Below are 23,996 nucleotides of genomic sequence, written 5' to 3' on the forward strand. Positions count from 1 at the left end.
TGCGGGGCGCAGGAGCAAGAGCCCCAAGTCTCAAGTCACCTGCCCGACCCTACCCTCGCATCCCCGCCCAGGCGAGCCACAGCCACCCCGCGATCAGCAGCGTCCCGCCGATCGGCGTCACCGCGCCGAGCCAGCGTGGCAGGCCGAGCGCCATCAGATAGAGGGTTCCCGCGAACAGCGCGCCGCCGGCGAGGAACAGCCACGCCGGCCCACGCGCCTCCAGCCGCAGCGCCATCAAAGCAGCGACTGCGTGGACCAACTGATAGTGGCTCCCTGTCTTGAGCCATTCCACCGCCGCGCCACTGGCGCCATGCGCCCCGAACGCGCCCGCGCCCACCGCTAGCGCACCCGACAGCGCCGCCAGGATCACTAGCCAGTTCACTCGCGCTGCCCCCCGCCCCACGGCGCCTGCTCGGCGACCAGCGCGCGCGCGGCGCGGATGTCGCCCGCCTCGATCTGGATGCGCAGCCGCTCACGGTCGCGCGCACGGTACATCTGCTCGGCGCGGTCGATCTCGGCGGGCGAGACGCCCAGCCCCTCCATCGCCAGCCGCGCCATGCGGATCGCGGACTCGAGCACCTCGCGCACCACGGCGCGCGCGGGCCCGGGCTTCAGCCGCACCAGCGCGCGCCGGTCGAAGGCCCGGACGTAAATGGCCGCGCGCGGGAAAGCCTCGTGCACCGCCTCGAGCTGGCCGAGATCGAGTTGGTCGCCGTCCATGCAGAACATAATAAGCTCTGCCTCGGCCGCACCGGCCTGGCGCAGCAGGTCGAGCCGCGTACCGTCGCCGTAGTAGACCTTGGAGCCGAACTCCTCGGCGATGTCGATCATCTCGATGTCGGTGTCGATCAGCGTGACCGGGATGTCCTGCATCATCAGCATCTGCCCGACCGTCTGCCCGAAGCGGCCATAGCCGACGATGATCGCGTTGGCGCCGTCCGCCTTGGGACCGTCCCGTGCGCCGTCGGAGACGATCGGCTCCTCGCGGAAGCGGCGCGTGAACATCATCAGGAAGGGCGTCGTCGCCATCGACAGCGTGATGATCGCGCCGAACAGGCTCGCCGCCTGGGGCGCGATCAGATAGGCGTTCTGCGCCTGGGCGAGCAGCACGAAGCCGAATTCGCCACCCTGGCTCAGCAGCAGTCCGAGCGCGACCGCCTGCCGCCACTTCATGCGGAAGGCGAGCCCCAGCCCGGTGATGATCCCTGCCTTGGTGACGATCAGCGCCGCCGCCATCGCCACCACGAAGAAGGGCCGCTCGGCGATCGCGTGCAGGTCGAGCATCATCCCGACCGCGAGGAAGAACAGCCCGAGCAGGATCGAGCGGAACGGCTCGACGTCGGTCTCCAGCTCGTGGCGATAGGGGCTGTCCGCCAGCATCACGCCGGCGACGAAGGCGCCGAGCGCGGTGGAGAGCCCGAGCCACTCCATGAGCGCCGCCGCGGCGATCACGGTGAACAAGGCGGCGAAGACGAACATCTCGCGCTCGCCGAGATTGCCAATGCCGCGGAACAGCGGGCGCAACACGAACCGTCCGACCGCCACAAGCCCCGCGATCGCCAGCACGGTGTAGATCACCAGCAGCCAGCCCGGCGGCCCCGCCGCCGCCTCGGGGTTGCGGCTCATCGCGGCGATGATCGTGATCATCGGGATGATCGACAAGTCCTGGAACAGCAGGATCGAGAAGGCGCGCTCGCCAAAGGGCGTGCGCAGTCGTCCCGAGGACTGCAGCATCGGCAGCACCTGTGCGGTCGAGGACAGGGCCAGCGGCATCCCTACCGCTAGCGCCGCGGCCAGCGAGAATGTCGCCGCGAGCGCGAGGATCGCGGCGATGGCGACGCCGCAGGCGACGACCTGGAGCAGCCCCAGCCCGAGGATGTCCTCCTTGAGCCGCCACAGCCGCGTCGGGCTCAGTTCCAGCCCGACGATGAAGAGCAGCAGGGTGATGCCGAGCTCGGCGAAGCCCAGCTTGGTCTCGGCGTCGCCGACCAGGCCCAGCAATTGCGGCCCGACCAGCGCACCGGCGACGAGGAAGCCCAGCGTGGCGCCCAGCCCGAGCCGGCGGAACAGCAGCACGAAGACCAGCCCCGCGCCGAGCAGGATGGTGCCGTCGCGGACCAGCGAGCCGTCGGCGGCGTGCTCCATCAGACCGCGACCTTGTTCGCCGCGCGCGCCTGCTCGGCCGCCTCCGCCGCGGCCTCGAAGGCGAGTCGGATCGAGGGATGGCGCGCGGTGAGCTTGAGCCCGGGCGCGAAGATCGCGATGCCGGGCCAGTCGGGCGTGTCGCCGGCGCCGGCGAGCCAGGCGGTGAGCGAGTCGCGCGCCGCCGCCAACTCCTCGGGTGTGCGACCGATGGCGTGCCGCGCCAGCAGCGTCGACGATGCCTGGCCGAGCAGGCAGGCGCGCACCTGCGTGCCCAGCGCCGAGACCCGCCCATCGCGGTCGAGATCAACGTCGACGGTCACACGGCTGCCGCAGATCGGCGATCGCTTCTCGGACGTGCCCGCCGGGTCGGCGAGCCGCTCCGCATAGGGGTTGCCGATCGCCAGCGCGCTGATCTCGGGGGTGTACAGGTCGAGGCTCATGACTCTCTGTTCTCTCTGGCCGGCCGCGGGGGGACGCGCGGCGCGAAGACGGGCTCGCCGCGACGCCGGCGGTCGACGAAGTCGGCGATCGACGCACTCGTCGCGCTGAGCAGCGGATAGGTCCGCGCCTGCGTCAGCCACGCCGGCCGATGCGACGGCCCGCCGCCCGTCGTGTCGAGCACGAGGATCAGCAGAAGATAGGCGAGGCTCGCCAGGATCAAACCCTTCAGCGCGCCGAACCCGAAGCCCAGCGCGCGGTCAATCGGTCCGAGCACCGAGGTGCGGGTGCGCCGCGCCACCGCGTTGACCACGATCTTGCTGAGAAAATATGTGCCTGCGGTGAGGATCACGAAGGCGAGCACCGCCGCGCCCGAGGCGCTGCCGAGGGTGCCGGCCAGCGCACGCGCGAGTGGCAGGTGGAAGATCTTGAGCGCGAACACCATCGCCACCCAGGCGAACAGCGCCAGCACCTCGCCGACGAAGCCGCGCCGGACGCCCCCGAGCGCGGTCAGCGCCACCGCGGCGAGCACGGCGATGTCGAGCCCCTGCAAGTTCATGCCCGCATCCTTATGGTGCCGAGGGGGCGGGGGCCAGTGCCAGTTGCGGATGAGGACGTGGGCGCAGGGGTGCAGACGGGTACCCGGAAAGGTGAAAGCGGTCGGCGCTTAGCCACTCCAATCCTCACCGGCACGGAGAGGGGGACCAGCCGCAGGCTGGTGGAGGGGGCTGTCCGCGGGCGCAGCGTGCGTGGAGAGCCCCCTCCACCACCGCGCTGGAGCGCGGCGGTCCCCCTCCCCGCCATGCGGGGAGGATCTCAGCTCGCTCCCCTCACCCTCTTCCCAGCAGGTGATCGACGAATTGCCCCAGGGTCCGGAAGCTGGACCGCCGCATCACCTCACGCTCCGCCCCGGCCGCGCTCTCCGGCAGCAGCGCACGCTCGAAGCCGAGCTTAGCCGCCTCCTTGAGCCGCAGCGGCGCGTGCGCCACCGGGCGCAACTCGCCCGACAGCGCGATCTCGCCGAATGCCACCGCGTCGGCGGGCACCGGCCGCTCGCTCAGCGCCGAGACCAGCGTCGCCGCGACCGCGAGGTCGGCCGCCGGATCCTGCACGCGATAACCCCCCGCGACGTTCAGATAAACCTCGCAGGTCGAGAAGCTGAGTCCGCAGCGTGCCTCCAGCACCGCGAGGATCATCGCCAGCCGCCCCGAGTCCCAGCCGACCACCGCGCGCCGCGGCGTCGCCCCACTGGCGAGCCGCACCACCAGCGCCTGGATCTCGACCAGCACCGGGCGCGTGCCCTCCAGCGCAGGGAAGACGGTGGCGCCGGTCACGCCCTCGTCGCGCTGAGTGAGGAACAGCGCCGAGGGGTTGGACACTTCCTCCAATCCTTCGGCCACCATCGCGAAAACGCCGATCTCATCGGTGCCCCCGAAACGGTTCTTGAGGCTGCGCAGAATTCGATACTGGTGGCTGCGCTCGCCCTCGAAGCTCAGCACCGTGTCGACCATGTGCTCGAGCACGCGCGGCCCCGCGATCGTGCCGTCCTTGGTGACATGGCCGACCAGCACCACTGCGGTGCCACGCTCCTTGGCGAAGCGGATCAGCTCCTGCGCGCTGGCACGGACCTGGCTGACCGTACCGGGCGCGCCCTCGATCAGATCGGAGTGCATCGTCTGGATCGAGTCGATTACCAGCAGCGCGGGCGGGCGGTCCTGCGACAGCGTCGTCAGGATGTCGCGCGTCGAGGTCGCGGCGGCGAGCCTCACCGGCGCGTCGCCCAGGCCGAGCCGGCGCGCGCGCAGTCGCACCTGGTCGGCGGCTTCCTCGCCCGAGACATAGGCGACATCATGTCCGCGCCGCGCCAGCGCCGCGGCGGCCTGAAGCAGCAGCGTCGACTTGCCGATGCCAGGGTCGCCGCCGATCAGCGTCGCCGAGCCCGCGACCAGCCCGCCGCCGAGCGCGCGGTCGAACTCGGCGATGCCGAACGGCGTGCGCGGTGGCAGCGCCACCTCGGCGTCGAGCCCGACCAGCGCGATCGTGCGTCCGCCACCCTGGAGATTGTGTTTGGCCTGGAAGGGCGTCGCTACCGCCGGCGCTTCCTCCACCAGCGTGTTCCATTCCGAGCAGTCGGCGCACTGCCCCTGCCAGCGATGGGTTACCGAGCCGCATGACTGGCAGACATATTTCTTGTGCATCTTGGCCATAGCATGGTCGTAGCCCAGCCGGAACAGGAAGGGAACGCCCGTTCGATGAACGAGCGGTTCACCGCAGGTGCAGGGCGAGTCGGCCATCACTCGGAACCCTCGTTGTGACGCGATCGTTTCAGCGACGACATGTTCGCAAACGACCATAGGAGTTTCTCGTGAAGCACTTCGCCGTTTTCGCCCTCGCTTCCGCCGCCGCGCTCCCCGGGACCGCGCTGGCGCAAGCGGCGGCGCCGGCCCAGGCGCCTGCCACGGGTGCGGCCACGGTCGCCACTGGCGCCACCGTCTATGACACCTCGGGCGGCGTCGTCGGCACCGTCGAGAGCACCGACGGCACCAATGCGGTGGTCAACACGGGCACGGTTAAGGCGGCGATCCCGCTGACCTCGCTCGGCCAGGGCGCACAGGGTCCGGTGCTGGCGATGACCAAGGCGCAACTCGAGGCCGCAGCCGGGCAGCAGCAGGCGCAGGCCACCGCCGACTTCAAGTCGAAGCTCGTCCCGGGCGCCACGGTCTATGGCACCGGCGGCACGCAGCTCGGCACGATCAAGTCGATCGATGCCAGCGGCGTGACGCTGACCACCGCTGACGGCCCCGTCGTGCTACCGACCAGCGGCTTCGGTCCCGGGCCGCAGGGTATCGTGCTCGGCATGACCGCGGCACAGCTCAAGGCGGCCATGACCGCGGCGGGCGGTGGCAGCGCGGCCGCTTCCTCGTCCAGCTCGTCATCGACCACCGCCGGTGACATGGCCGCCGGCACCACCGCCGCGACCGGTACCGAGAGCGCCTCGACACCTGGCACGACTGCGGACGCCTCGACGACCGCACCGGGCGCGACCACGACGACGACCAAGGCCAAGCGCAAGCCGCGCTGATCCGCGGCTCGGCTGTAACGGGAGCGCCGCCTGCGTCACGCGACTCGGGCGGCGCTTTCGCGTCGGTGGAGGCCCCCTGACCTTGCTTTGTTGCTCCCGGCGAGAGCCGGGAAACGAGGCGAGGGTACCGCTGACACGAGGCCGCGATCGAGGCGAAGACTTTCTCGCACCAATGCGCAGAGCGGAGGCTCGTTGGCGCCGGCGTGGTGCCCGCTTCATCGCTCAAGGTGAAAAGCCGCTAACGCGGCATGAGCCCCCTTCCGAGTCTCCGCGCCTCCGCGCGAACAAACCTTGATACTCCCGACCTTACATCGCGGCGACCGTCTTGGGTGCCGCGTCCCGGACACCCTGGTCGACGTGCTCCGCGAACTGCGCGAAATTGTCGTTGAACAGGTCGACCAGCCGGGCCGCCGCCGCGTCATAGGCCGCCTTGTCCGCCCAGGTCGCTCGCGGGTCGAGGATCGCGCTGTCGACACCCGGCACCGCCACCGGTACCTTGAACCCAAAGTTCGGGTCGGTGCGGAACTCGGCATGATTGAGGCTGCCGTCCAGCGCGGCGTCGAGCAGCGCGCGGGTCGCCTTGATCGGCATGCGATGGCCCACGCCGTACTTTCCGCCGGTCCAGCCGGTGTTGACCAGCCAGCAGTCGGCTCCGCCGCGTGCGATCCGCTCCTTGAGCAGGTTGCCATAGACCGATGGGTGCCGCGGCATGAACGGCGCGCCGAAACAGGTCGAGAAGGTGGCGTCGGGCTCGGTCACACCCATCTCGGTGCCCGCGACGCGCGCGGTGTAGCCGGACAGGAAGTGGTACATCGCCTGATCGGGTGTCAGCTTGGCGATCGGCGGCAGGATGCCATAGGCGTCCGCGGTCAGCATGACGATGCTGCGCGGCGTGCCGCCCATGTTGCGCTCGGACGTGTTGGGGATGAAGTCGATCGGATAGGCGCCGCGGCTATTCTCCGCGAGCGAGTTGTCGTCGAGGTCGAGCTGGCGCGTCACCTCGTCCATCACGACGTTCTCGAGCACGGTGCCGAAGCGCTTGGTCGTGGCGAAGATCTCGGGCTCGGCCTCGGGCGAGAGCCGGATCATCTTGGCGTAGCAGCCGCCCTCGAAGTTGAAGACCGCGTCGTCGGACCAGCCGTGCTCGTCGTCGCCGATCAGCGTGCGCTTGGGATCGGCCGACAGCGTCGTCTTGCCGGTGCCCGACAGACCGAAGAACACCGCGGTGCGCCCGTCGTCGCCCATGTTGGCGGAGCAGTGCATCGGCATCACTCCGGTCGGCGGCAGCAGGTAGTTGAGGATGCCGAATACCGACTTCTTCATCTCGCCGGCGTAGCGCGTGCCGCCGATCAGCACGAGCTTCTCGCTCATGTTCACCGCGATCACGGTCTCGCTCCGGCAGCCGTGGCGGGCGGGATCGGCGCGGAAGCTCGGCAGATCGATGATCGTGTAATCGGCGACGAAGCCCTTCAGCTCGCGCTCCTCCGGGCGGACGAGCATGGTGCGGATGAAGAGGTTGTGCCACGCCAGCTCGTTGATCACGCGGACGCGCACGCGATGGCCCGGCTGCGAGCCGCCGTACAGGTCCTGCACGAACAGGTCGCTCTTGGCGCGCAGCGCGGTGAGGAAATCCTGCTTGAGCGCGGCGAAGTGGTCGGGCGTCATCGCCTTGTTCGACTTGCCCCACCACACGCTCGCCTCGGTCTCGGCGTCGCGCACGATGAACTTGTCCTGCGCCGAACGGCCGGTGTGCTGCCCCGTCTCGACCACCAGTGGCCCGTCGGCGGAGAGCTTGCCCTCGTTGCGCGCCACCGCGCCCTCGACCAGCCGTGCGGTGACCAGGTTCCAGTGGAGCGTGGCGCGGGTCTCAATACCCTGCGCCTCGAGCCCGGCGTCCGGAATGCGATCGCTCAACGGTTCATCCTCTTCTTCGTGCCGCCGAGCCGTCGCCGACTGGCCTCTGCTAAACATGTTTTACACCTGACCAGCCGAGGCGTCAAACATGTTAAACACGCTGCGGTAGCGCTTCGTCGCACGCCATTGAGCGTGCGCGCGCTTTGGATTACCCCGCTGGCATGACCCGGACCTTTCGATGACGGCCACGATCGCGCTGGTCGACGACGACCGCAACATCCTCACCTCGGTGTCGATCGCGCTGCAGGCCGAGGGCTTCCTCACGCGGGTCTATTCGGACGGCGAGGCGGCGTTGAAGGCGCTCACCGACAACCCGCCCGATCTCGCCATCTTCGACATCAAGATGCCGCGGATGGACGGGCTGGAGCTGCTGCGCCGGCTGCGCGAGAAGAGTCGCGTTCCCGTGATCTTCCTCACCAGCAAGGACGACGAACTCGACGAGGCGCTCGGGCTGGCGATGGGCGCGGACGATTACATCGCCAAGCCGTTCAGCCAGCGGCTGCTGATCGCGCGCATCCGGGCCATCCTGCGCCGCACAGAGGGCAGCGCCGCGACCGGCGGTGAGGATGCCGTCGCGCAGGGCCCCATCGAGCGCGGCCGGCTGGTGATGGACCCGGCGCGCCACCGCGTCAGCTGGGACGGCCACGACGTGACGCTGACCGTCACCGAGTTCCTGATCCTCGAGACGCTGGCGCAGCGCCCCGGCATCGTGAAGACGCGCAACCAGTTGATGGATGCGGCGTACCAGGACGACATCTACGTCGACGACCGCACCATCGACAGCCATATCAAGCGTGTTCGCCGCAAGTTCCGCGAGGTCGATGCCGGCTTCGACTCGATCGAGACATTGTATGGCGCCGGCTACCGCTTTTCGGAGGAGTGACGCCGCCGAGCAGGCGCGCTCCTGGTCCGGCAAGGTCTCGCTCACCCCGCGCATCCTTGCCGTCAACATTCTGGCCCTGCTCCTGCTGGCGGGCGGCTTCTTCTACCTCGACACGTTCCGCAGCCGCATCCTCGACGAGCGCGCGGCGCAGGCCTCGCGCGAGGCGCGGCTGATGGCGGAGGCGCTCACCGCCATCCCCGATGCACGACGCGACTGGCTGCTGGAGCGGCTCGCCACCGACACGGGCACGCGGCTGCGGCTGTACGACGCCGGCGGCGTCGCGATCGGCGACTCGCGCGCGCTCGGCGTCGCGAACTTCCGCCTCGACGATCCCGACGACGACTCGCTCGCCAAGCGCAGCGCGCGCTTCCTCGACGCGGCGATCGACCGCGTCGTGCGCGCCCCGCTCGCACCGGGCTATCGCGAGCGCGCCGACGGACGACGCTGGCCCGACGTGCGCGCGGTGCTCGGCGGCGCACCGAGCGCGGTGACGGTCTGGCGCGCGCCCGATCGCACCCCGGTGATCACCGCCGCCGCCACGCTGCCGGGCGGCCGCGCGTTGCTCTCCGCCGTCAACGCGCGCGACATCACCGAGCGGGTGCGGCTCGAGCGCTTCCGGCTCAGCGTGGTGCTGCTGGTGGTGGCGGCGATCTCGATCGGCCTCTCACTGTTCCTCGCGCGCACGATCGTCGAGCCGCTGCGCCGGCTCGCGCGCGCCGCGGTACGGGTGCGGCTCGGCCGCGCGCGCGAGGTGGTGGTGCCGCGGCTGCCCGAGCGGCGCGACGAGATCGGCATGCTCGCGCGCGCGCTCAGCGACATGAGCCTCGCGCTGCGCGCGCGCATCGACGCCACCGAGGCCTTCGCCGCCGACGTCACGCACGAGCTCAAGAACCCCCTCGCCTCGCTGCGCTCCGCGGTGGACGCGCTCGGCCATGTCCGCGCGCCCGAAGCGCAGGCGCAGCTGCTCGCGATCGTCGGCGACGACGTGCATCGGCTCGACCGGCTGATCAGCGACATCTCGGACGCGTCGCGGCTCGACGCCCAGCTCAGCCGCGCGACCTTCGAGCCGGTCGACGTCGAGGCGATGCTGGCCGCGATGGTAGCGCAGCGCGAGGCGCGCGGCGTGGCGCGCGGCGTTCGCCTGAGGCTCGACGCGCGCGACCACGGCGAGCTCCGCGTGCTCGGTGAGGGCGCGCGGCTGGAGCGAGTCTTCGCCAATCTCATCGACAACGCCATCTCCTTCTCGCCCGACGACGGTGTGGTCAGCGTCGCGGCACGGCGCGACCGTTCGATGCTGGAGGTGCGGGTGGAAGACGAGGGCCCGGGCGTGCCCGAAGAGGCGCGCGAGGCGATCTTCCAGCGCTTCCACTCGGTGCGGCCGACGCAGGAGGGCTTCGGCGAGCATAGCGGCCTGGGTCTCGCGATCGCGCGCACCATCGTCGACGCGCACCAGGGCGACATCGGGGTCGAGTCGCGCGACGACCGGCTGAGCGGCGCGCGTTTCGTCGTGCGGCTGCCGCTCGCCGAGCGCGGGGCGGTGGCGTGACCGCGCCGGTGACGCTCCACGCCACCGCGGTCGCGCTCGGCGGGCGCGCAGTGCTGCTCACCGGGCCGTCGGGCGCGGGCAAGTCCGACCTGGCGCTGCGGCTGATCGATCGCGGCGCCGAGCTGGTGGCGGACGATTACACGATGCTGGTGCATGACGGTGCGGACCTGGTGGCGGGATCACCCGCGACGATCGCGGGGCGGATGGAGGTGCGCGGGCTCGGCATCGTCGACCGGCCGTACCGGCGCGTCGCACCGGTCGCGCTGGTGGTGGCGCTCGGCGAAGAGGGCGAGCGCATGCCCGAGCCGCGCTGGATCGAACTCGCCGGGGTCACCCTGCCCGAGATCGTGATCGACCCGCGCTGGCCCTCGGCACCGATCAAGGTGGAATATGCGTTGGCACGGCTGAAGGAGATGCCGTCGTGACCGAGGTGCTGCTGATCACCGGCATGGCCGGGGCGGGCGTGACCACCGTGCTCAAGACGCTGGAGGACCTCGGCTGGGAGACGGTGGACAGCGTGCCGCTGTCGCTGCTCACCCGCGTCGTCGCGCTGCCGCCCGACAGCGGCGAGACACCGCGCCCGCTCGCGTTCGGCTTCGGCACGCGCACGCGCAACTTCGACCCTGCCGCGGTGCTGCGCCGCTTCGAGCAGCTGCGCGAGGAGCCGGGGGTCGAGGTCGGCATGCTGTTCCTCGACTGTTCGGAGGGGGAGCTGGCACGGCGCTTCGCCGAGACGCGGCGCCGTCACCCGCTCGCCGACGATCGTCCCGCCGCCGACGGCATCGCGCTGGAGCGGCGCTTGCTCGAGCCGCTGCGCGCGCGCGCCAACCGGCTGATCGACACGACCCGGCTGACCAGCAACCAACTGGCGCAGGAGATCCGCCGCACCTTCCGCCGCGACGGCACCGTCGGCACGACGCTGACGGTCGAGTCGTTCGGCTTCGCGCGCGGCGTGCCGGCGGGGGTCGACCTGGTCTTCGACATGCGCTTCCTGCGCAACCCGCACTGGGTGCCAGAGCTGCGCCCGCGCACCGGGCTGGACCCCGAGGTCGCCGCCTATGTCGCGGCGGATCCGGCCTATGATGAGGCAGTTGGCCGGATCGAGGAGTTGCTCCTGCTGCTCGTCCCGCGCTATCACGCCGAGGGCAAGCCCTACGTCACCGTCGCCTTCGGGTGCACCGGCGGCAAGCACCGCTCGGTGCATGTCGCCGAGCGGGTCGGTCGTCGGTTGCGCGAGGCGGGCTTTTGTCCCACCATCACGCATCGTGACCTGGCGGCGGCACCGCAGGATGCGCTCGAAGGACGACCATCGCGTCAATGAACGAAGTATCGAAGCCCATGCTCGGACCCGTGATCGGTCTGGTGCTCGTCACCCACGGTCGCCTCGCGGACGAGTTCGTGACGGCGATGGAACATGTCGTCGGTCCGCAGGGGCAGGTGCGCACCGTCGCGATCGGCCCCGACGATGACATGGAGGCGCGCCGCGCCGACATCGCCGGCGCCATCGCCGAGGTCGACTCGGGACGCGGCGTGATCGTGCTCACCGACCTGTTCGGCGGCACCCCGTCCAATCTCGCCATCTCGCTGATGGAGCGCGGGCGGATCGAGGTGATCGCCGGCATCAACCTGCCCATGCTGATCCGGCTCGAGTCGGCGCGCAAGGCGATGACCGTTACCGCCGCGGTCGCCGCGGCGCGCGAGGCGGGGCGGAAGTATATCTCGGTGGCGTCCGAAGTGCTCGGCGAGGCGGCGGCATGACCGTGTCGCGCACCGTCGAGGTGACCAACCGCCGCGGGCTGCACGCGCGCGCCAGCGCCAAGTTCGTCACGCTCGCCTCGGGCCAGCCCGCGCCGGTGAAGGTGGCCAAGGGCGATTCCGAGGTGGTGGGCACCTCGATCATGGGGCTGATGATGCTCGGCGCGGCCAAGGGCGACCAGATCACGATCAGCGCCGAGGGTGACTCGGCCGAGGACGTGGTCGCGACGATGTGCGCGCTGGTCGAGGGCAAGTTCGGCGAGGACTGAGGTCCGCGCCGCCGCCAGCCTATGCCCCGCACGGTCACCGCTTACTCCAACCCGCTCGTCAAACGAGTCCAGGGCCTGCGCGACAAGCGCCACCGCCGCGAGGAGGGGCTGTTCCTCGCCGAGGGGCTGCGCATCCTGACCGAGGCGCGCGAGACCGGGCGCGTGCCGGTCTACCTCTTCTTCGCCGCGGCGAGCGCGCGCCACCCGCTGGTGCTCGCGCTGGTCGAGGCGGTCGAGGCGCGCGGCGGCGAGGCGATCGAGACCATTCCCGACATCCTCTCCAAACTGTCGGGCAAGGACAACCCGCAGGCGGTGGTGGGCGTGTTCGAGACGTTCGAGACACCGCTCGCGGCGCTCGACCGCCACGCCGCGCCCATCTGGCTGGTGGCGGAGCGGCTGCGCGACCCGGGCAATCTCGGCACGATCCTGCGCACCGGCGACGCGGTCGGCGCCGGCGGGCTGATCCTGGTTGACGAATGCGTCGATCCGTTCTCGACCGAGGCGGTGCGCGCCAGCATGGGGGCGCTGTTCACGGTCCCGATCGCGCGCGCGCCCTGGGCGGAGTTCCTGGCGTGGCTGCGCGGCGGCGCGGGTCAATTGGTCGGGCTGAGCCTTCAGACCGAACAGGGATATCGCGACGCGCGCTATGCCGCGCCGACCTTCCTGCTCACCGGCAACGAGGCGCAGGGCCTGCCCGAGGCCTATGAGCGCGAGTGCGACCTGCTGGTGAAGCTGCCGATGCTGGGCAAGGCCGACAGTCTCAACGCCGCGGTGGCGACCGCGGTGATGGCCTATGAGGTGCTGGCGCAGCATCGCAGGTGACTGATGCGGCGTGCGCCGGCGCGCGAATGTTGCGAATGTTGAGTCGTGGGCGAGGTTCGCGACAGGGGCGAATGTCGCCAATGTTGAGTCACGGGTGCGGGTAGCGATCGGTGCCGCGACGCGCGCGCGGATCGCGCGTGGCGGACAGGAGCGGCGCGGTTGCGGCTGTGCGGTCACGCCGTCGTGATAATGCCTGAAACCTCACGTAGGACAGAACAGCTGCGCGAACCGTGGGTGCCGAAGCAGGGCGCAGCGGTGCCGAGAGAACGCTTCATTAGCGTGTTGGGCGAAGCGCCAGCGCTTTCCTGGTGCTATCCACCGCGGCGGGGCAGGAATGCGGCATAAAAAGGTATGACGCGCGCCGGCGCTTCACGTCCCGCCGTCTTCCCGGACCTGATCCATATACATCTTACCGCGAGGCCAACCGCTTATGCGTACGCGGCGCGATGGAGTCCGGGACGACGGGGCGGCACCGGGCGAGCGGAAGCTGTGCGACTTGCGATATGTGATCATCCCGGCGGCGGGGGAGGTCAAGCGCGGGCCGCGCCCACGCGCGCGTTGCTCACAGGCAGGTGACGGGGCCGCCCGTAGCCCCCTTCGACTTGGCGCAGAGCAGGATCGGATCGGTCTCGACCAGCCGCAATGATCGCACCATCCGCTCGGTCGCGCTCTTGTATCTGAGGAAGTGCGGCGAACGGATATGCGCCTCGTAAGCGGCGCGGCTGGCATAGACTTCGAGGAGGCGCACCGACGTCGGCCGCTCCACCAGCGCCACGGAGTGGAGCATCAGCACGCCGGCTTCGAGACGCACCGACGCCTCCTGTTCCTCGGCGAGAAGCCGCTTGTACGCGTCGAGTTGCGCCGGATCGATCTCGAGCTCGGCGATCCGCACGATCGGCACCGGCTCCCGCGCCGGCGACCCGGGGGTGGTGGCGACGAGCGCCATCGCTGCGAAGACCATCGAACTCATGGCGATACTCCCGTCATCCTGACGGCCGACCCGTCACTTCACTCCGCGGCATCCTCCAGCGCGACCGGCTCCGCCGCCGCCAGCTTGGTCAGCGGCCGAGCCGCCTGCTCGCCGACCGGCAGCGGATCGATCGTCTTGTTGCCGGTGTCGATGTTGAGCGCCTCGAAGCGCCGCGCGCTGGTCAGCACCTGGCTCTCCAGGCTTCCCACGAAGCTATTATAGGCGCCCATCGCGGTGTCGAGATTCTTGCCGAGCCGGGCCACGTGCGTCCCCATCGTCGCCAGCCGTGCGTACAGCTCTTTGCCGAGCGCGCCGATCTCCTGCGCCTCGCGGGCCAGTTTCTCCTGCCGCCACACCGCCGAGACGGTGCGCGCGATCGCGATCAGGTTGGTCGGCGTCGCCAGCAGCACGCGGCGGTCGAACGCGAAATCCCACAGCGTCGGATCATGCTCCAGCGCGGCGGAGAGGAAATGCTCGCCGGGCACGAACATCACGACATATTCGGGCGCGTCGGCGAACTGGGTCCAATAGGCCTTGGCGCCGAGCGCGCTGACGTGCGTGCGCATCGACTGGGCGTGCGCGGCGAGGCCGAGCTGGCGCTCCGCCTCGTCCACCGCGCCGAACGCGTCCTGATAGGCGTTGAGCGAGACCTTGGCATCCACGATCAGCGACTTGCCGCCGGGGACCCGGACGATCGCGTCGGGGCGCAGCCGGCCGCCGTCCTCGCCCGCGACGCTGACCTCCATCTGGAAGTCGGTATGCTCGGCGAGCCCGCACGACTCGAGCACGTTGCGCAACTGCTGCTCGCCCCATCGCCCGCGCGCCTTGGGCGCGTTGCGCAGCGCGTTGACCAACTTGGCCGCCTCGCCGGAGACCCGCTCCTGCCCGGCGCGCATCGCCTCGATCTGGCCGTGGAGCTGGCCGAACGCGTCGCGCCGCTCCGCCTCGATCTTGGCGACGCCCTCCTCGTAGCGCTGGAGTCGATCATTGACCGGCTGGAGCAACGCCTTGAGGCCCTGCCCGGCCTGCTCCTCGGACTGGCGCAACCGCGCCTCGGCGCGCTCCAGGAACGCTTTCTGCGCGTCGGTGAGCACGGTCTGCGCGGCGTCGCGGAAGCGCGCGCTGAGCTCGTCCGCGGCAAGCTTGAGGTCGGCGATGCGCTGCTCGGCGGCGCGCCCCTCGGCGGTGAGCCGCGCCACCTCGAGCCGCGCCGCCTCGCGCTCGTCGCGCGCCTGGGCGAGCTCGGCGCGGAGCGGCTCGGCGGCGCGCGCGCGCTCCTCCGCGCCGGCGAGATCGGCGATGGCGCGGCGGAACAGCTCGGCCTGCGCGTCGCGCTCGGCACGCATCCGCTCGGCCGCGGCGCGGGTCAGCAGCCAGCCGGCGAGCGCACCCAGCGCGAGCGCGATCAGCGCGACGGGAAGAAGATCGGTCATCGCTGGAACATAGATCGAACGGGAGCGCGATCGCAAGCGATCGGTGCGAGAGCAGGGACATCGCCCAAGGTTGTGCCCGTGCGAACGCGAAAGTTCAGAGCGGCGAGCGCGACGCTACGGGCCTGGTTTCCCGCGTGCGCGGGATCACGGGTGACGCCAGCACTCACCCTCACCCACCAGAGGCATCATCCTGAACTCGTTTCAGGATCCACCCGTTCGCGCGTCCAGCCGCCGGATGGATGCGCCGCACCGTGGGGCGGCGTTCCGGCTACTCTCCCCTCACCCGCCGCGACGGAGCTTGTCCAACTTCTTCAGCAACATGCCCCGCTTCAGCCGCGAGATATGGTCGATAAAGAGCACGCCGTTGAGATGATCGATCTCGTGCTGCATGCAGGTCGACATCAGCCCCTCGAACTCGGCCTCGTGGCGCTCGCCCGCGGTGTCGAGCCAGGTCACGCGACAGCGCTCGGGGCGGGTCACCTCGGCATACTGCTCGGGGATCGACAGGCAGCCCTCGTTGTAGCTCGACTGCTCCTCGCTCACCCAGCTGATCTCGGGGTTGATGAACGCCTGGGGCGCGCGCGCCGCCTCGGGCGGTTCGCCCTCCTCCAGCTCGCGCTCCTGCAGGTCGATCACGACGATCCGTCGCAGGGTACCGACCTGGATCGCGGCGAGCCCGATCCCGCGCGCGTCATACATCGTGTCGAACATGTCGGCGACGATGCCGCGCACCTCGTCGTTCACCTCGGCGACGGGAGCGCAGGTCTCGCGCAGCCGCGCGTCGGGTACCTCTACGATCGGAAGAATGGCCATGCGCGCGAGCTAGGGGCGCGCCGGAGAAGCGTCAAGCGAGCGCGCTCACGCCACGGGACGCCGCGCGCGCAGCGCCTGCGCCAGCGTGCCCTCGTCGAGATAGTCGAGCTCGCCCCCGACCGGCAGGCCGTGCGCCAGCTGGGTCAGCCGCACCGGGAAACGCTCCAGCCGCTCGGCGAGATAATGTGCGGTGGTCTGCCCCTCCAGCGTCGCGTTCATCGCCAGCACCACCTCGTCGACCCCGCCAGCGGCGACTCGCGCGAGCAGCGGCTCGATCGACAAATCCTCCGGCCGCACGCCCTCCAGCGCTGACAGCCGCCCGCCGAGCACGTGAAACCGCCCCGGGAACAGCCGCGACCGCTCCAGCGCCCACAGGTCAGCGACGTCCTCGACGACGCAGAGCGAGCGGTCGTCGCGGCGCGGGTCGGCGCAGATCGCGCACGGGTCGGTGGTGTCGACGTTGCCGCAGGTCGAGCAGGTCGACAGCCGCTCCTCCACCGCCACCAGCGCCGAGCGCAGCGGCGCCAGCGCGCCCTCGCGCTTCTTGACGAGGTGGAGCACCGCGCGGCGCGCCGAGCGCGGGCCGAAACCGGGGAGCCGCGCCAGCGCGTTGGTCAGCGCCTCGATCTCGGGGGATGCCATGCGGAACAGATAGGGGGTTGCGTCGCGCCGCGCCAGCGTGTCGAGAGCTGGCGCCATGCGGATCATCTTCATGGGAACACCCGAGTTCGCGGTGCCGACGCTCGAGGCTTTGGTGGCCGCCGGACACGAGGTCGTCGCAGTGTACAGCCAGCCGCCGCGCCCCGGCGGGCGGCGCGGGCGCGAGCTGGTCGCCTCACCGGTGCAGCGCCGCGCCGAGGCGCTCGGGCTGGCGGTGCGCACGCCGGTGACGCTGCGCGACGCGGGCGCACAGGCCGAGTTCGCGGCGCTGAGTGCCGATGTTGCGGTGGTCGCCGCCTACGGCCTCATCCTGCCGCGCGCGGTGCTCGACGCGCCGCGGCTGGGCTGCCTCAACGTCCACGGTTCGCTGCTGCCGCGCTGGCGCGGCGCCGCGCCAGTGCAGCGCGCGATCCTCGCCGGCGACGCCGAGACCGGCGTGGGAATCATGCAGATGGAGGCCGGGCTCGACACCGGGCCGGTGCGGCTCGAGGGGCGCACGCCCTGCGCGGGCAAGAGCGCGGGCCAGCTCACCGCCGAGCTCGCCGCGATGGGCGCGCGGCTGATGGTGCAGGTGCTCACCGACCCCACCGCCTACCCGCCGCGGCCGCAGCTTGAGGAGGGCGTCACCTACGCCGCCAAGATCAGCAAGGAGGAGGCGCGGCTCGACTTCACCGCCACGGCCGCGCAGGTCGTGCGCCAGGTGCTCGCCTTCGATCCCGCGCCGGGTGCCTTCGTCGAGCACGCGGGCGAGCGGATCAAGGTGCGTGCCGCGCGCGGCGAGGACGGCAACGGCGCGCCCGGCGAGGTGCTCGACGACGCGCTGCTGGTGGCGTGCGGCAGCGGCGCGATCCGGCTGCTGCGCTTGCAGCGCGCCGGACGCGGCGAGATGGACGCGGGCGAGCTGCTGCGCGGCTTCGCGCTGCCGCCGGGCACGAGGCTGTGACGCGGTACGCGCTCACCGTCGAGTTCGACGGGCGCCCGTTCATGGGCTGGCAGCGCCAGGCGCATGGGCCGAGCGTGCAGCAGGCGATCGAGGAAGCCGCACACGCGGTCACGGGCGAGACGGTCGTGGTCCACGCCGCCGGTCGCACCGACGCCGGGGTCCACGCCACCGCGATGCGCGCGCACCTCGACGTCGCGAAGCCGCTGACCGCCTTTCGCCTCGGCGAGGCGCTCAACGCGCGGCTGCGGCCCGCGCCGGTGGCGATCATCGCGTGCGAGGCGGTGGCGGACGACTGGCACGCGCGCTTCTCCTGCCTGGGGCGCGCGTACACCTATAGGATCGTCAACCGGCGCGCGCCGCTGACGCTGGAACGCGGCCTCGCGTGGCATGTGACGCAGCCGCTCGACGCCGCGGCGATGCACGCGGCGGCGCAGCGGCTGGTCGGGCAGCACGATTTCACCACGTTCCGCTCGGCGCACTGCCAGTCGGCGAGCCCGGTCAAGTCGCTCGACTCGATCGCGGTGACTCGCGACGGTGATCGGCTAGCGGTCGACGTGGCGGCGCGCTCGTTCCTCCACCATCAGGTGCGCTCCATGGTGGGCTGCCTCGCTTTGGTGGGGCTCGGACGGTGGAGCGCCGACGATCTGGAGGGCGCGCTGCGCGCGGCGGACCGCGCGCGGCTCGGCCTCAACGCGCCGCCGGACGGGTTATACTTTGTGAGCGCGCGCTACCCGGGGTGAGGTGTTGAGCCCGCGAACCCGGCTCGCCGGCGTCGTACGCGATCTGCCCGCGCCGATCCCGACTCTCCCACCGTCATCCCCGCGACAGCAGGGATCCGAAGTGCCGACGTCAGCGACATAAGTCGCTACGGCCGCGCGTCTGGATCCCCGCCTCCGCGGGGATGACGAGAGGAACGCCTCGACGGTTGCGCCGTCGCTCACGTCGCGCGCGACAGCCGCGCCGCGAGCTCGACATGGGTCGACCAGCGGAACTGCCCGACCGGCTGCACCCAGTCGAGCCGATAGCCCGCCTCGACCATCTCCTTAGCATCCCGCGCGAAGCTACTTGGATTACACGAAATATATGCCACCACCGGCACCTTGCTCGCGGCCAACTGCGCGGCCTGCTCGCGCGCGCCGGCGCGCGGTGGGTCGAGCACCACCGCATCGAACCGGTCGAGTTCGGTCGCGGTGAGCGGGCGGCGGTACAGGTCGCGGTGTTCGGTGAAGACCGGCCGCCCGGCACGCCCCGCCGCCGCCTTGAGCGCCAGCAGCGCGTCGCGCCCGCCCTCCGCGGCGTAGACCCGCGCGGGCAGCGCCAGCGCGAAGGTACCGAGCCCCGCGAAGAGGTCCGCCACGATTCGCGGCGCACCCACCGCTTCGCGCGCCGCCGCGACCAGCGCCGCCTCGCCCTCGCGCGTCGCCTGGAGGAAGGCGCCGGGTGGCAGCGGCACCGCGACGCCGCCGAGCGTCACCGTCGCGGGCTCCGGCTCCCAGCGCGTCTCCGCGCCGAGCCCGTCGTCGAACGCCACGCGCGCGACACCGTGCGCCTGGGCGAAGGCGGTGATCGAGTCGTGATGCTGCAATCCCTCCGGCGTAACGCCGGTGACGAGCACGTCCGGCCCCTGGTCGGCGAGCGCGAGATGCACGTCGAGGCGCCGCTTCGCCCTGAACGAGGCGAGCAGGCGCTTGAGTGGCTTGACTAGCGCGAACAGCTCGGGCGCGAGCACGTGGCATTCGTGCAGGTCGACGAGCTGGTGGCTCTTCTCCGCGCTGAAGCCGAGCCGCCCCGAGGGCTCGAAGTGGAGCGTCGCGCGGCGCCGCGTCCGCGGCGGCGACAGCAGCGGCGCGCGGAGCGGCGCGACGAGCCCCTGCGCCGCGAGTGCCGACTCGACCCGCTCGGTGATGAAGCCCGCCCAGCTCGGATCGTCGAGATGCTGGAGCTGGCAGCCCCCGCAGGTCGGGAAATGCCGGCACGGCGGCACCTGGTGGTGTGGACCGGGCAGGACGCTGCCGTCGTCCGCGAGCGTGTCGCCCGGCGCGGCAAACGCTGCGTAGCGGCCGTCGGCGGTGACACCGTCGCCGCGACCGGCGACCTTGACGACGAGGCTCACGCGCGCGTTTCCCGGATCACCGCGGCGAGCGCGGGGGCGAGCGCCTTGGCGAGATCGTCGGCGATGAAGCCGGCGCTGAGCCGGCGCGCCGCCGCGGCGTGGAGCCACACGCCCGCCGCGGCGGCGTCGAGCGGGTTCCCGCCCGTGGCCAGCCGCGCCGCGATCGCGCCCGCCAGCACGTCGCCGCTGCCCGCGGTGGAGAGCCAGCTGCTCGCCTCGCCCGCGAGCAGCGCGCGGCCGTCGGCCGCGGCGATCACCGTGTCGGGGCCTTTGTAGACGACGACGGCCCCGGCACGCTCCGCCGCGGCGCGCGCGGCGGCGAGCTTGGAGCCATGGACCTCGCCGAACAGCGCGTGAAACTCGCCCGCGTGCGGCGTGAGCACGATCGTACCGCCGCGCGCGCGCAACCGCTCGGGCGTGAGGAGATGGAGCGCGTCGCCGTCGATCAGCAGCGCGCGCTCGCTCGCCAGCGCCTGCTCGAGCAGATCGCGTGCGTGATCGTCACGGCCGAGCCCGGGGCCGACCACCAGCGCGCCGATGCGCGCGTCGGCGAGCGGGTCGTCGCGCTCGAGCGAGCGGCGCACCAGCGCGTGCGGCGCCTGCGGCATGGTCGCGCCGAACAGCGATACGTAACCCGCGCCGGCGCACATCGCGGCGCGCGCGGCGAGCTCACCCGCGCCCGCCATGCGGCCTCTGATCACCGCGACCATGCCGCGGCTGAACTTGTGGCTGTCGGAGGGGGGAGCCGCGAGGAGCGGCGGCGGGAGCGCGCGCGTGTCGCCGCTCAGCGCGATCCCGAGCGGCAGCACGCGCACCGCACCGCAGCGCACGGCGGCGGGCTGGAGCAGATGCGCGGGCTTGGCCGCGCCGAGCGCGAGCGTGACATGGTAGTGCGGGACCTCGCCGAGCACAGCGCCGTCGTCGCTGACGACCCCGCTGGGCAGATCGACCGCGATCGCCAGCGCCGCGCTGGCGGCGAGCCGCGCCAGCGGATCGGCCTCGCCGGTCGCGAGGGCGCGGCTGAGCCCCGTGCCGTACAGTGAATCGATCAAGACGGGCGCGGGCTTGGCCGCGGCGAGCGGCTCGACCGCCCCGCCCCAGGCCTCGCGCGCGGCGATCGCGGCGGCACCGCGCGGCGCGGCAGCGGCGGCAACGCGGACAGTGCGGCCGAGCGCGCGCAGCCGCGCCGCAGCGAGGTAACCGTCACCGCCATTGTTGCCCGGGCCGCACACCACCAAGACGGCGTGAGCGCCCGCGAGCCGGTGCACCGCGTCCCCGACCGCGCGGCCGGCGCGCTGCATCAGCGACTCGACGCTGTCCCCGGCGGCGATCGCCGCCTGCTCGGCGGCGCGCATCGCCGCGGCGTCGAGCACGATCGTGCCGTCGAGCGGCGTCATGGCGTCAGGTCCCTCATCTCACGGCGCGGGCGCGATCGGCGCGGGCGCGAGCGGCACGTCTGAGCCGCATGGCGGCGCGCGTGTCAATGCTGGGGCGGTGCTGCGCGCGGATAATGCACGCGACGTGGGAGGTTAGCGGGTGTCGCCGCGACCCGCTTCGATGACCTGCCGAGTCGACCGCGAGTCATCGCACAGCCAATCGTCGCCCCACGCTCTTTGTCATCCCGGACTTGGTCCGGGATCCACGGTGCCGCGTAAGCAGAGGCCATCATGCTGGTCGAGGGCTGGATCCCGAACCAGGTCCGGGATGACGGAGAGGGGTGAGGCGATGCGCTACCACCGCCAGTCCAGCCGCCCGCGATCCTCAGCGACCAACGGAAGACACTCGCGGCGCGCGACGTGCCCCCGCTCAGATGTCCGCGAACATGTGGCGCTCCGCCTTCGCGCCGGGGTGCGTCACCGCGCCCTGATACGCCGGCCCGACGTTCCGCGCGTAGCGCCACAGCGCGCCGGCGCCGTAAGCGTTCTCGCGCCCCTGCCAGCGCTCACGCCGCTCCGCCAGCACCGCCTCGTCGACGAGCAGGTCGATCGTCCCCGCCTCGGCGTCGATGCGGATCGGATCGCCGTCCTCGACCAGCGCGATCGGACCGCCCTCGGCCGCCTCGGGGCCGACATGGCCGATGCAGAAGCCGCGCGTGCCGCCCGAGAAACGTCCGTCGGTGATCAGCGCCACCTTCTCGCCCATGCCGAGCCCGTAGAGTGCCGCGGTGGTCGACAGCATCTCGCGCATGCCGGGGCCGCCCTTCGGTCCTTCGTAGCGGATCACGATCACCTCGCCCTCGGCGATCCGGCGCGCCTCAACCGCGGCGAAGGCGTCCTCCTCGCAGTCGAAGCAGCGCGCCGGTCCCTCGAACTGGAGCCGGTGCATGCCCGCCACCTTGACGATCGCGCCGTCGGGCGCGAGCGAGCCGCGCAGGCCGACCACGCCGCCGGTCGGGGTGATCGGGGTGCGGACGTCGTAGATCACCTTCTGGTCGGGGTTCCACGTCACCTGGTCGATGTTTTCGCCGAGAGTGCGGCCGGTGACGGTTAGACAGTCGCCGTCGAGCAGCCCGCCCGCCAGCATCGTCTTCATCAGCATGTAGACGCCGCCGGCCTCGTACATGTCCTTGGCGACATACTTACCGCCCGGCTTGAGGTCAGCAATGTAAGGTGTTGTTTTAAAAGCCTCAGCGACGTCGAACAGGTCGAAGTCGATGCCCGCCTCATTGGCCATGGCGGGAAGGTGGAGCGCGGCGTTGGTCGAGCCGCCGGTCGCCGCGACGACGCGCGCCGCGTTGACGAAGGCGGCGCGCGTGCAGATGTCGCGCGGGCGCAACTGGCGGCCCACCAGCTCCATCACCTGCGCGCCAGCGGCGACGGCGATCTGCTCGCGCGTGGTATAGGGTGCGGGCACCATGTTGCTGTTGGGCAGGCTCAGTCCGATCGCCTCGCCGACACAGGCCATGGTGTTGGCGGTGAACTGCCCTCCGCACGCGCCGTGGCCCGGACAGGCGACCTTCTCGAGCTCGTGCACCTCGGACAGCGGGCAGGCGCCCGCGGCATATTTGCCGACCACCTCGAACACGTCGACGACGGTGACGTCGCGATCGTGGAAGCGGCCGGGCAGGATCGACCCGCCGTAGACGAAGATCGACGGGATGTTGAGCCGGAGCATCGCCATCATCATGCCGGGCAGCGACTTGTCGCAGCCGGCGAAGCCGACCAGCGCGTCGTAGCAATGACCGCGCACGCTGAGCTCGACCGAGTCGGCGATCACCTCGCGGCTGACCAGCGAAGCCTTCATCCCCTGGTGCCCCATCGCGATCCCGTCGGTGACGGTGATCGTGTTGAAGCGACGTGGCATGCCGCCCCCCTGCTCGACGCCGCGGCGAGCGGCGTCGGCCTGGGCGTCGAGGGTGGTGTTGCACGGCGCGCTGTCATTGCCCGCGGAGGCGAGCGCGACGAAGGGGCGCGCGATCTCCTCCTCACCGAGGCCCATGGCGTAATAATAGCTTCGATGCGGCGCGCGCTCGGGACCGACCGACACGTGGCGGCTCGGCAGGCGGGACTTGTCAAAGGTCTGGGTCATATCGCGCACGCCTATGTCGCGGGAGGAGGCGTTCACGCAAGTATGTTGTGGCGGAGAATCGGCTCAGGCGGCTGGGCGTACGTTGCCGTATGCGTGATCGGCTTCTCCTGGCGTCATCCCCGCGTAGGCGGGAATCCAGACACGTAGGTGCTCGATGGAGCCGCGATGTCAGCGGTTATGGACCCCCGCTCTCCCGGGAGTAACGAGAGCGGGGGCGATGACCAAACAACGCTTCGCGGCGAACGGCCTGGGTGACGGAGGGCGCGAGACAATTCGAGCGGACCAGGAGCATGACGCAGCCCTTCGCCGCACGCTGCCAAGACGCGCCTGTCTCACCCCAGATCGGCGAGGGCCTTCTCGACATTGTCCATCGTGAACGGCTTGGCGAGCCGCGGGCGCGCGCGATGCTCGGGCGCGATCTCGTCGCCGCCGCCGCCGGTGGCGAACACGAACGGGATGTCACGCGCGGCCAGCGCGTCGGCGACGGCGAAGCTCTTCTCGCCGCCGCGCAGGTTGACGTCGAGGATCGCGGCGTCGAAGCCGCCCGCCTCCACCATCGGCAGCGCCGCCTCCACGCTGTCGGCGGTGCCGGCGTGGCTTTTGTCGAGCGCGTCGAGGAAATCCTCGAGCATCATCGCGATCAGGGGTTCGTCTTCGACCAAAAGCACGCGCATCGTCATGC

The 23,996-nt window shown here is 71.2% G+C and carries 24 protein-coding genes; 10 read left to right on the plus strand and 14 right to left on the minus strand.

All coding sequences use genetic code 11. The features are described 5' to 3' along the window. Positions 1–49: 49 nt before the first annotated feature. The 5 genes from FHY03_RS13665 to radA form a co-directional block, all read right to left on the minus strand. On the minus strand, positions 50–382 hold the full coding sequence (locus FHY03_RS13665) for a DUF423 domain-containing protein (RefSeq protein WP_183931413.1): 333 nt from the start codon (positions 380–382) through the stop codon (positions 50–52). Beyond that, positions 379–2,145, minus strand: coding sequence for a cation:proton antiporter (locus FHY03_RS13670; protein ID WP_183931414.1), 1,767 nt, complete (start codon positions 2,143–2,145; stop codon positions 379–381). The genes FHY03_RS13665 and FHY03_RS13670 overlap by 4 nt, the downstream gene beginning before the upstream one ends. Next, on the minus strand, positions 2,145–2,585 hold the full coding sequence (locus FHY03_RS13675; RefSeq protein ID WP_183931415.1) for an iron-sulfur cluster assembly scaffold protein: 441 nt from the start codon (positions 2,583–2,585) through the stop codon (positions 2,145–2,147). The genes FHY03_RS13670 and FHY03_RS13675 overlap by 1 nt, the downstream gene beginning before the upstream one ends. Further along, a complete protein-coding gene (locus FHY03_RS13680; protein ID WP_183919913.1) occupies positions 2,582–3,142 on the minus strand; it encodes a CvpA family protein in 561 nt (186 codons plus the stop codon). The genes FHY03_RS13675 and FHY03_RS13680 overlap by 4 nt, the downstream gene beginning before the upstream one ends. Positions 3,143–3,413: 271 nt before the next feature. Further along, the gene (radA, locus tag FHY03_RS13685; RefSeq protein ID WP_183931580.1) at positions 3,414–4,790 is read right to left on the minus strand and encodes a DNA repair protein RadA; all 1,377 of its coding nucleotides are present in this window, start codon (positions 4,788–4,790) and stop codon (positions 3,414–3,416) included. A 158-nt stretch (positions 4,791–4,948) separates the two neighbouring features. On the opposite strand from radA, the gene FHY03_RS13690 reads away from it, so the two are divergent. Then, positions 4,949–5,665, plus strand: a complete 717-nt coding sequence (locus tag FHY03_RS13690) for a hypothetical protein (RefSeq protein ID WP_183919911.1) — start codon at positions 4,949–4,951, stop codon at positions 5,663–5,665. A 306-nt stretch (positions 5,666–5,971) separates the two neighbouring features. Here FHY03_RS13690 and FHY03_RS13695 read toward each other — a convergent pair whose 3' ends face one another. Further along, entirely contained in the window at positions 5,972–7,579 is a 1,608-nt protein-coding gene (locus FHY03_RS13695; RefSeq protein ID WP_183931416.1) for a phosphoenolpyruvate carboxykinase, read from the minus strand. Positions 7,580–7,757: 178 nt separating this feature from the next. Between FHY03_RS13695 and FHY03_RS13700 the strand changes: the two genes are divergently transcribed. From FHY03_RS13700 to FHY03_RS13730, 7 genes are read left to right on the plus strand one after another with little or no spacing between them, the layout of a single operon-like run. After that, positions 7,758–8,462, plus strand: a complete 705-nt coding sequence (locus tag FHY03_RS13700) for a response regulator transcription factor (RefSeq protein WP_183931417.1) — start codon at positions 7,758–7,760, stop codon at positions 8,460–8,462. Then, positions 8,431–10,008 (plus strand): stimulus-sensing domain-containing protein, encoded by a 1,578-nt coding sequence (locus tag FHY03_RS13705; RefSeq protein WP_183931418.1) that lies wholly within the window; start codon positions 8,431–8,433, stop codon positions 10,006–10,008. Before FHY03_RS13700 ends, FHY03_RS13705 begins: the two co-directional genes overlap by 32 nt. Further along, complete coding sequence (locus FHY03_RS13710) at positions 10,005–10,433, plus strand: HPr kinase/phosphorylase (RefSeq protein ID WP_183919903.1); 429 nt, start codon at positions 10,005–10,007, stop codon at positions 10,431–10,433. Before FHY03_RS13705 ends, FHY03_RS13710 begins: the two co-directional genes overlap by 4 nt. Next, the gene (gene rapZ, locus FHY03_RS13715; protein ID WP_308462232.1) at positions 10,430–11,329 is read left to right on the plus strand and encodes an RNase adapter RapZ; all 900 of its coding nucleotides are present in this window, start codon (positions 10,430–10,432) and stop codon (positions 11,327–11,329) included. Before FHY03_RS13710 ends, rapZ begins: the two co-directional genes overlap by 4 nt. 29 nt (positions 11,330–11,358) lie before the next feature. Beyond that, positions 11,359–11,766, plus strand: a complete 408-nt coding sequence (locus FHY03_RS13720; protein ID WP_183921381.1) for a PTS sugar transporter subunit IIA — start codon at positions 11,359–11,361, stop codon at positions 11,764–11,766. Next, positions 11,763–12,032 (plus strand): HPr family phosphocarrier protein, encoded by a 270-nt coding sequence (locus FHY03_RS13725; protein ID WP_183919901.1) that lies wholly within the window; start codon positions 11,763–11,765, stop codon positions 12,030–12,032. Before FHY03_RS13720 ends, FHY03_RS13725 begins: the two co-directional genes overlap by 4 nt. A 21-nt stretch (positions 12,033–12,053) precedes the next feature. Then, the gene (locus tag FHY03_RS13730; RefSeq protein ID WP_183919899.1) at positions 12,054–12,854 is read left to right on the plus strand and encodes an RNA methyltransferase; all 801 of its coding nucleotides are present in this window, start codon (positions 12,054–12,056) and stop codon (positions 12,852–12,854) included. 562 nt (positions 12,855–13,416) lie between these two features. Here FHY03_RS13730 and FHY03_RS13735 read toward each other — a convergent pair. The 4 genes from FHY03_RS13735 to recR all read right to left on the minus strand — a co-directional run bounded on the left by FHY03_RS13735 (position 13,417) and on the right by recR (position 16,712). Next, positions 13,417–13,824 (minus strand): putative quinol monooxygenase, encoded by a 408-nt coding sequence (locus FHY03_RS13735; protein WP_221190210.1) that lies wholly within the window; start codon positions 13,822–13,824, stop codon positions 13,417–13,419. 38 nt (positions 13,825–13,862) lie between these two features. Next, complete coding sequence (locus FHY03_RS13740) at positions 13,863–15,257, minus strand: DNA recombination protein RmuC (RefSeq protein ID WP_183919897.1); 1,395 nt, start codon at positions 15,255–15,257, stop codon at positions 13,863–13,865. Between the two features lie 279 nt (positions 15,258–15,536). Next, a complete protein-coding gene (def, locus tag FHY03_RS13745) occupies positions 15,537–16,070 on the minus strand; it encodes a peptide deformylase (RefSeq protein ID WP_183931419.1) in 534 nt (177 codons plus the stop codon). A 45-nt stretch (positions 16,071–16,115) separates the two neighbouring features. Beyond that, positions 16,116–16,712, minus strand: coding sequence for a recombination mediator RecR (gene recR, locus FHY03_RS13750; protein ID WP_183921378.1), 597 nt, complete (start codon positions 16,710–16,712; stop codon positions 16,116–16,118). 55 nt (positions 16,713–16,767) lie between these two features. On the opposite strand from recR, the gene fmt reads away from it, so the two are divergent. Together fmt and truA are read left to right on the plus strand one after the other, a co-directional pair. Then, the gene (gene fmt / locus FHY03_RS13755; RefSeq protein WP_183931420.1) at positions 16,768–17,673 is read left to right on the plus strand and encodes a methionyl-tRNA formyltransferase; all 906 of its coding nucleotides are present in this window, start codon (positions 16,768–16,770) and stop codon (positions 17,671–17,673) included. Beyond that, positions 17,670–18,413: a tRNA pseudouridine(38-40) synthase TruA gene (truA, locus tag FHY03_RS13760; protein ID WP_183931421.1), complete on the plus strand. Its 744-nt coding sequence runs from the start codon at positions 17,670–17,672 to the stop codon at positions 18,411–18,413. The genes fmt and truA overlap by 4 nt, the downstream gene beginning before the upstream one ends. Positions 18,414–18,610: 197 nt before the next feature. Here truA and FHY03_RS13765 read toward each other — a convergent pair whose 3' ends face one another. The 4 genes from FHY03_RS13765 to FHY03_RS13780 form a co-directional block, all read right to left on the minus strand. After that, positions 18,611–19,786 carry a class I SAM-dependent RNA methyltransferase gene (locus FHY03_RS13765; RefSeq protein WP_183931422.1) on the minus strand — a complete coding sequence of 392 codons (1,176 nt, stop codon included), beginning with the start codon at positions 19,784–19,786 and terminating at the stop codon, positions 18,611–18,613. Next, on the minus strand, positions 19,783–21,183 hold the full coding sequence (locus FHY03_RS13770) for an NAD(P)H-hydrate dehydratase (RefSeq protein WP_183931423.1): 1,401 nt from the start codon (positions 21,181–21,183) through the stop codon (positions 19,783–19,785). Before FHY03_RS13770 ends, FHY03_RS13765 begins: the two co-directional genes overlap by 4 nt. 409 nt (positions 21,184–21,592) lie before the next feature. Next, a complete protein-coding gene (gene ilvD, locus FHY03_RS13775; RefSeq protein WP_183919885.1) occupies positions 21,593–23,314 on the minus strand; it encodes a dihydroxy-acid dehydratase in 1,722 nt (573 codons plus the stop codon). 332 nt (positions 23,315–23,646) lie between these two features. Beyond that, on the minus strand, positions 23,647–23,994 hold the full coding sequence (locus tag FHY03_RS13780; RefSeq protein ID WP_183919883.1) for a response regulator: 348 nt from the start codon (positions 23,992–23,994) through the stop codon (positions 23,647–23,649). Positions 23,995–23,996: the final 2 nt, after the last annotated feature.

This window comes from Sphingomonas sp. BK345 (assembly GCF_014193845.1).
GTDB lineage: Bacteria > Pseudomonadota > Alphaproteobacteria > Sphingomonadales > Sphingomonadaceae > Sphingomonas.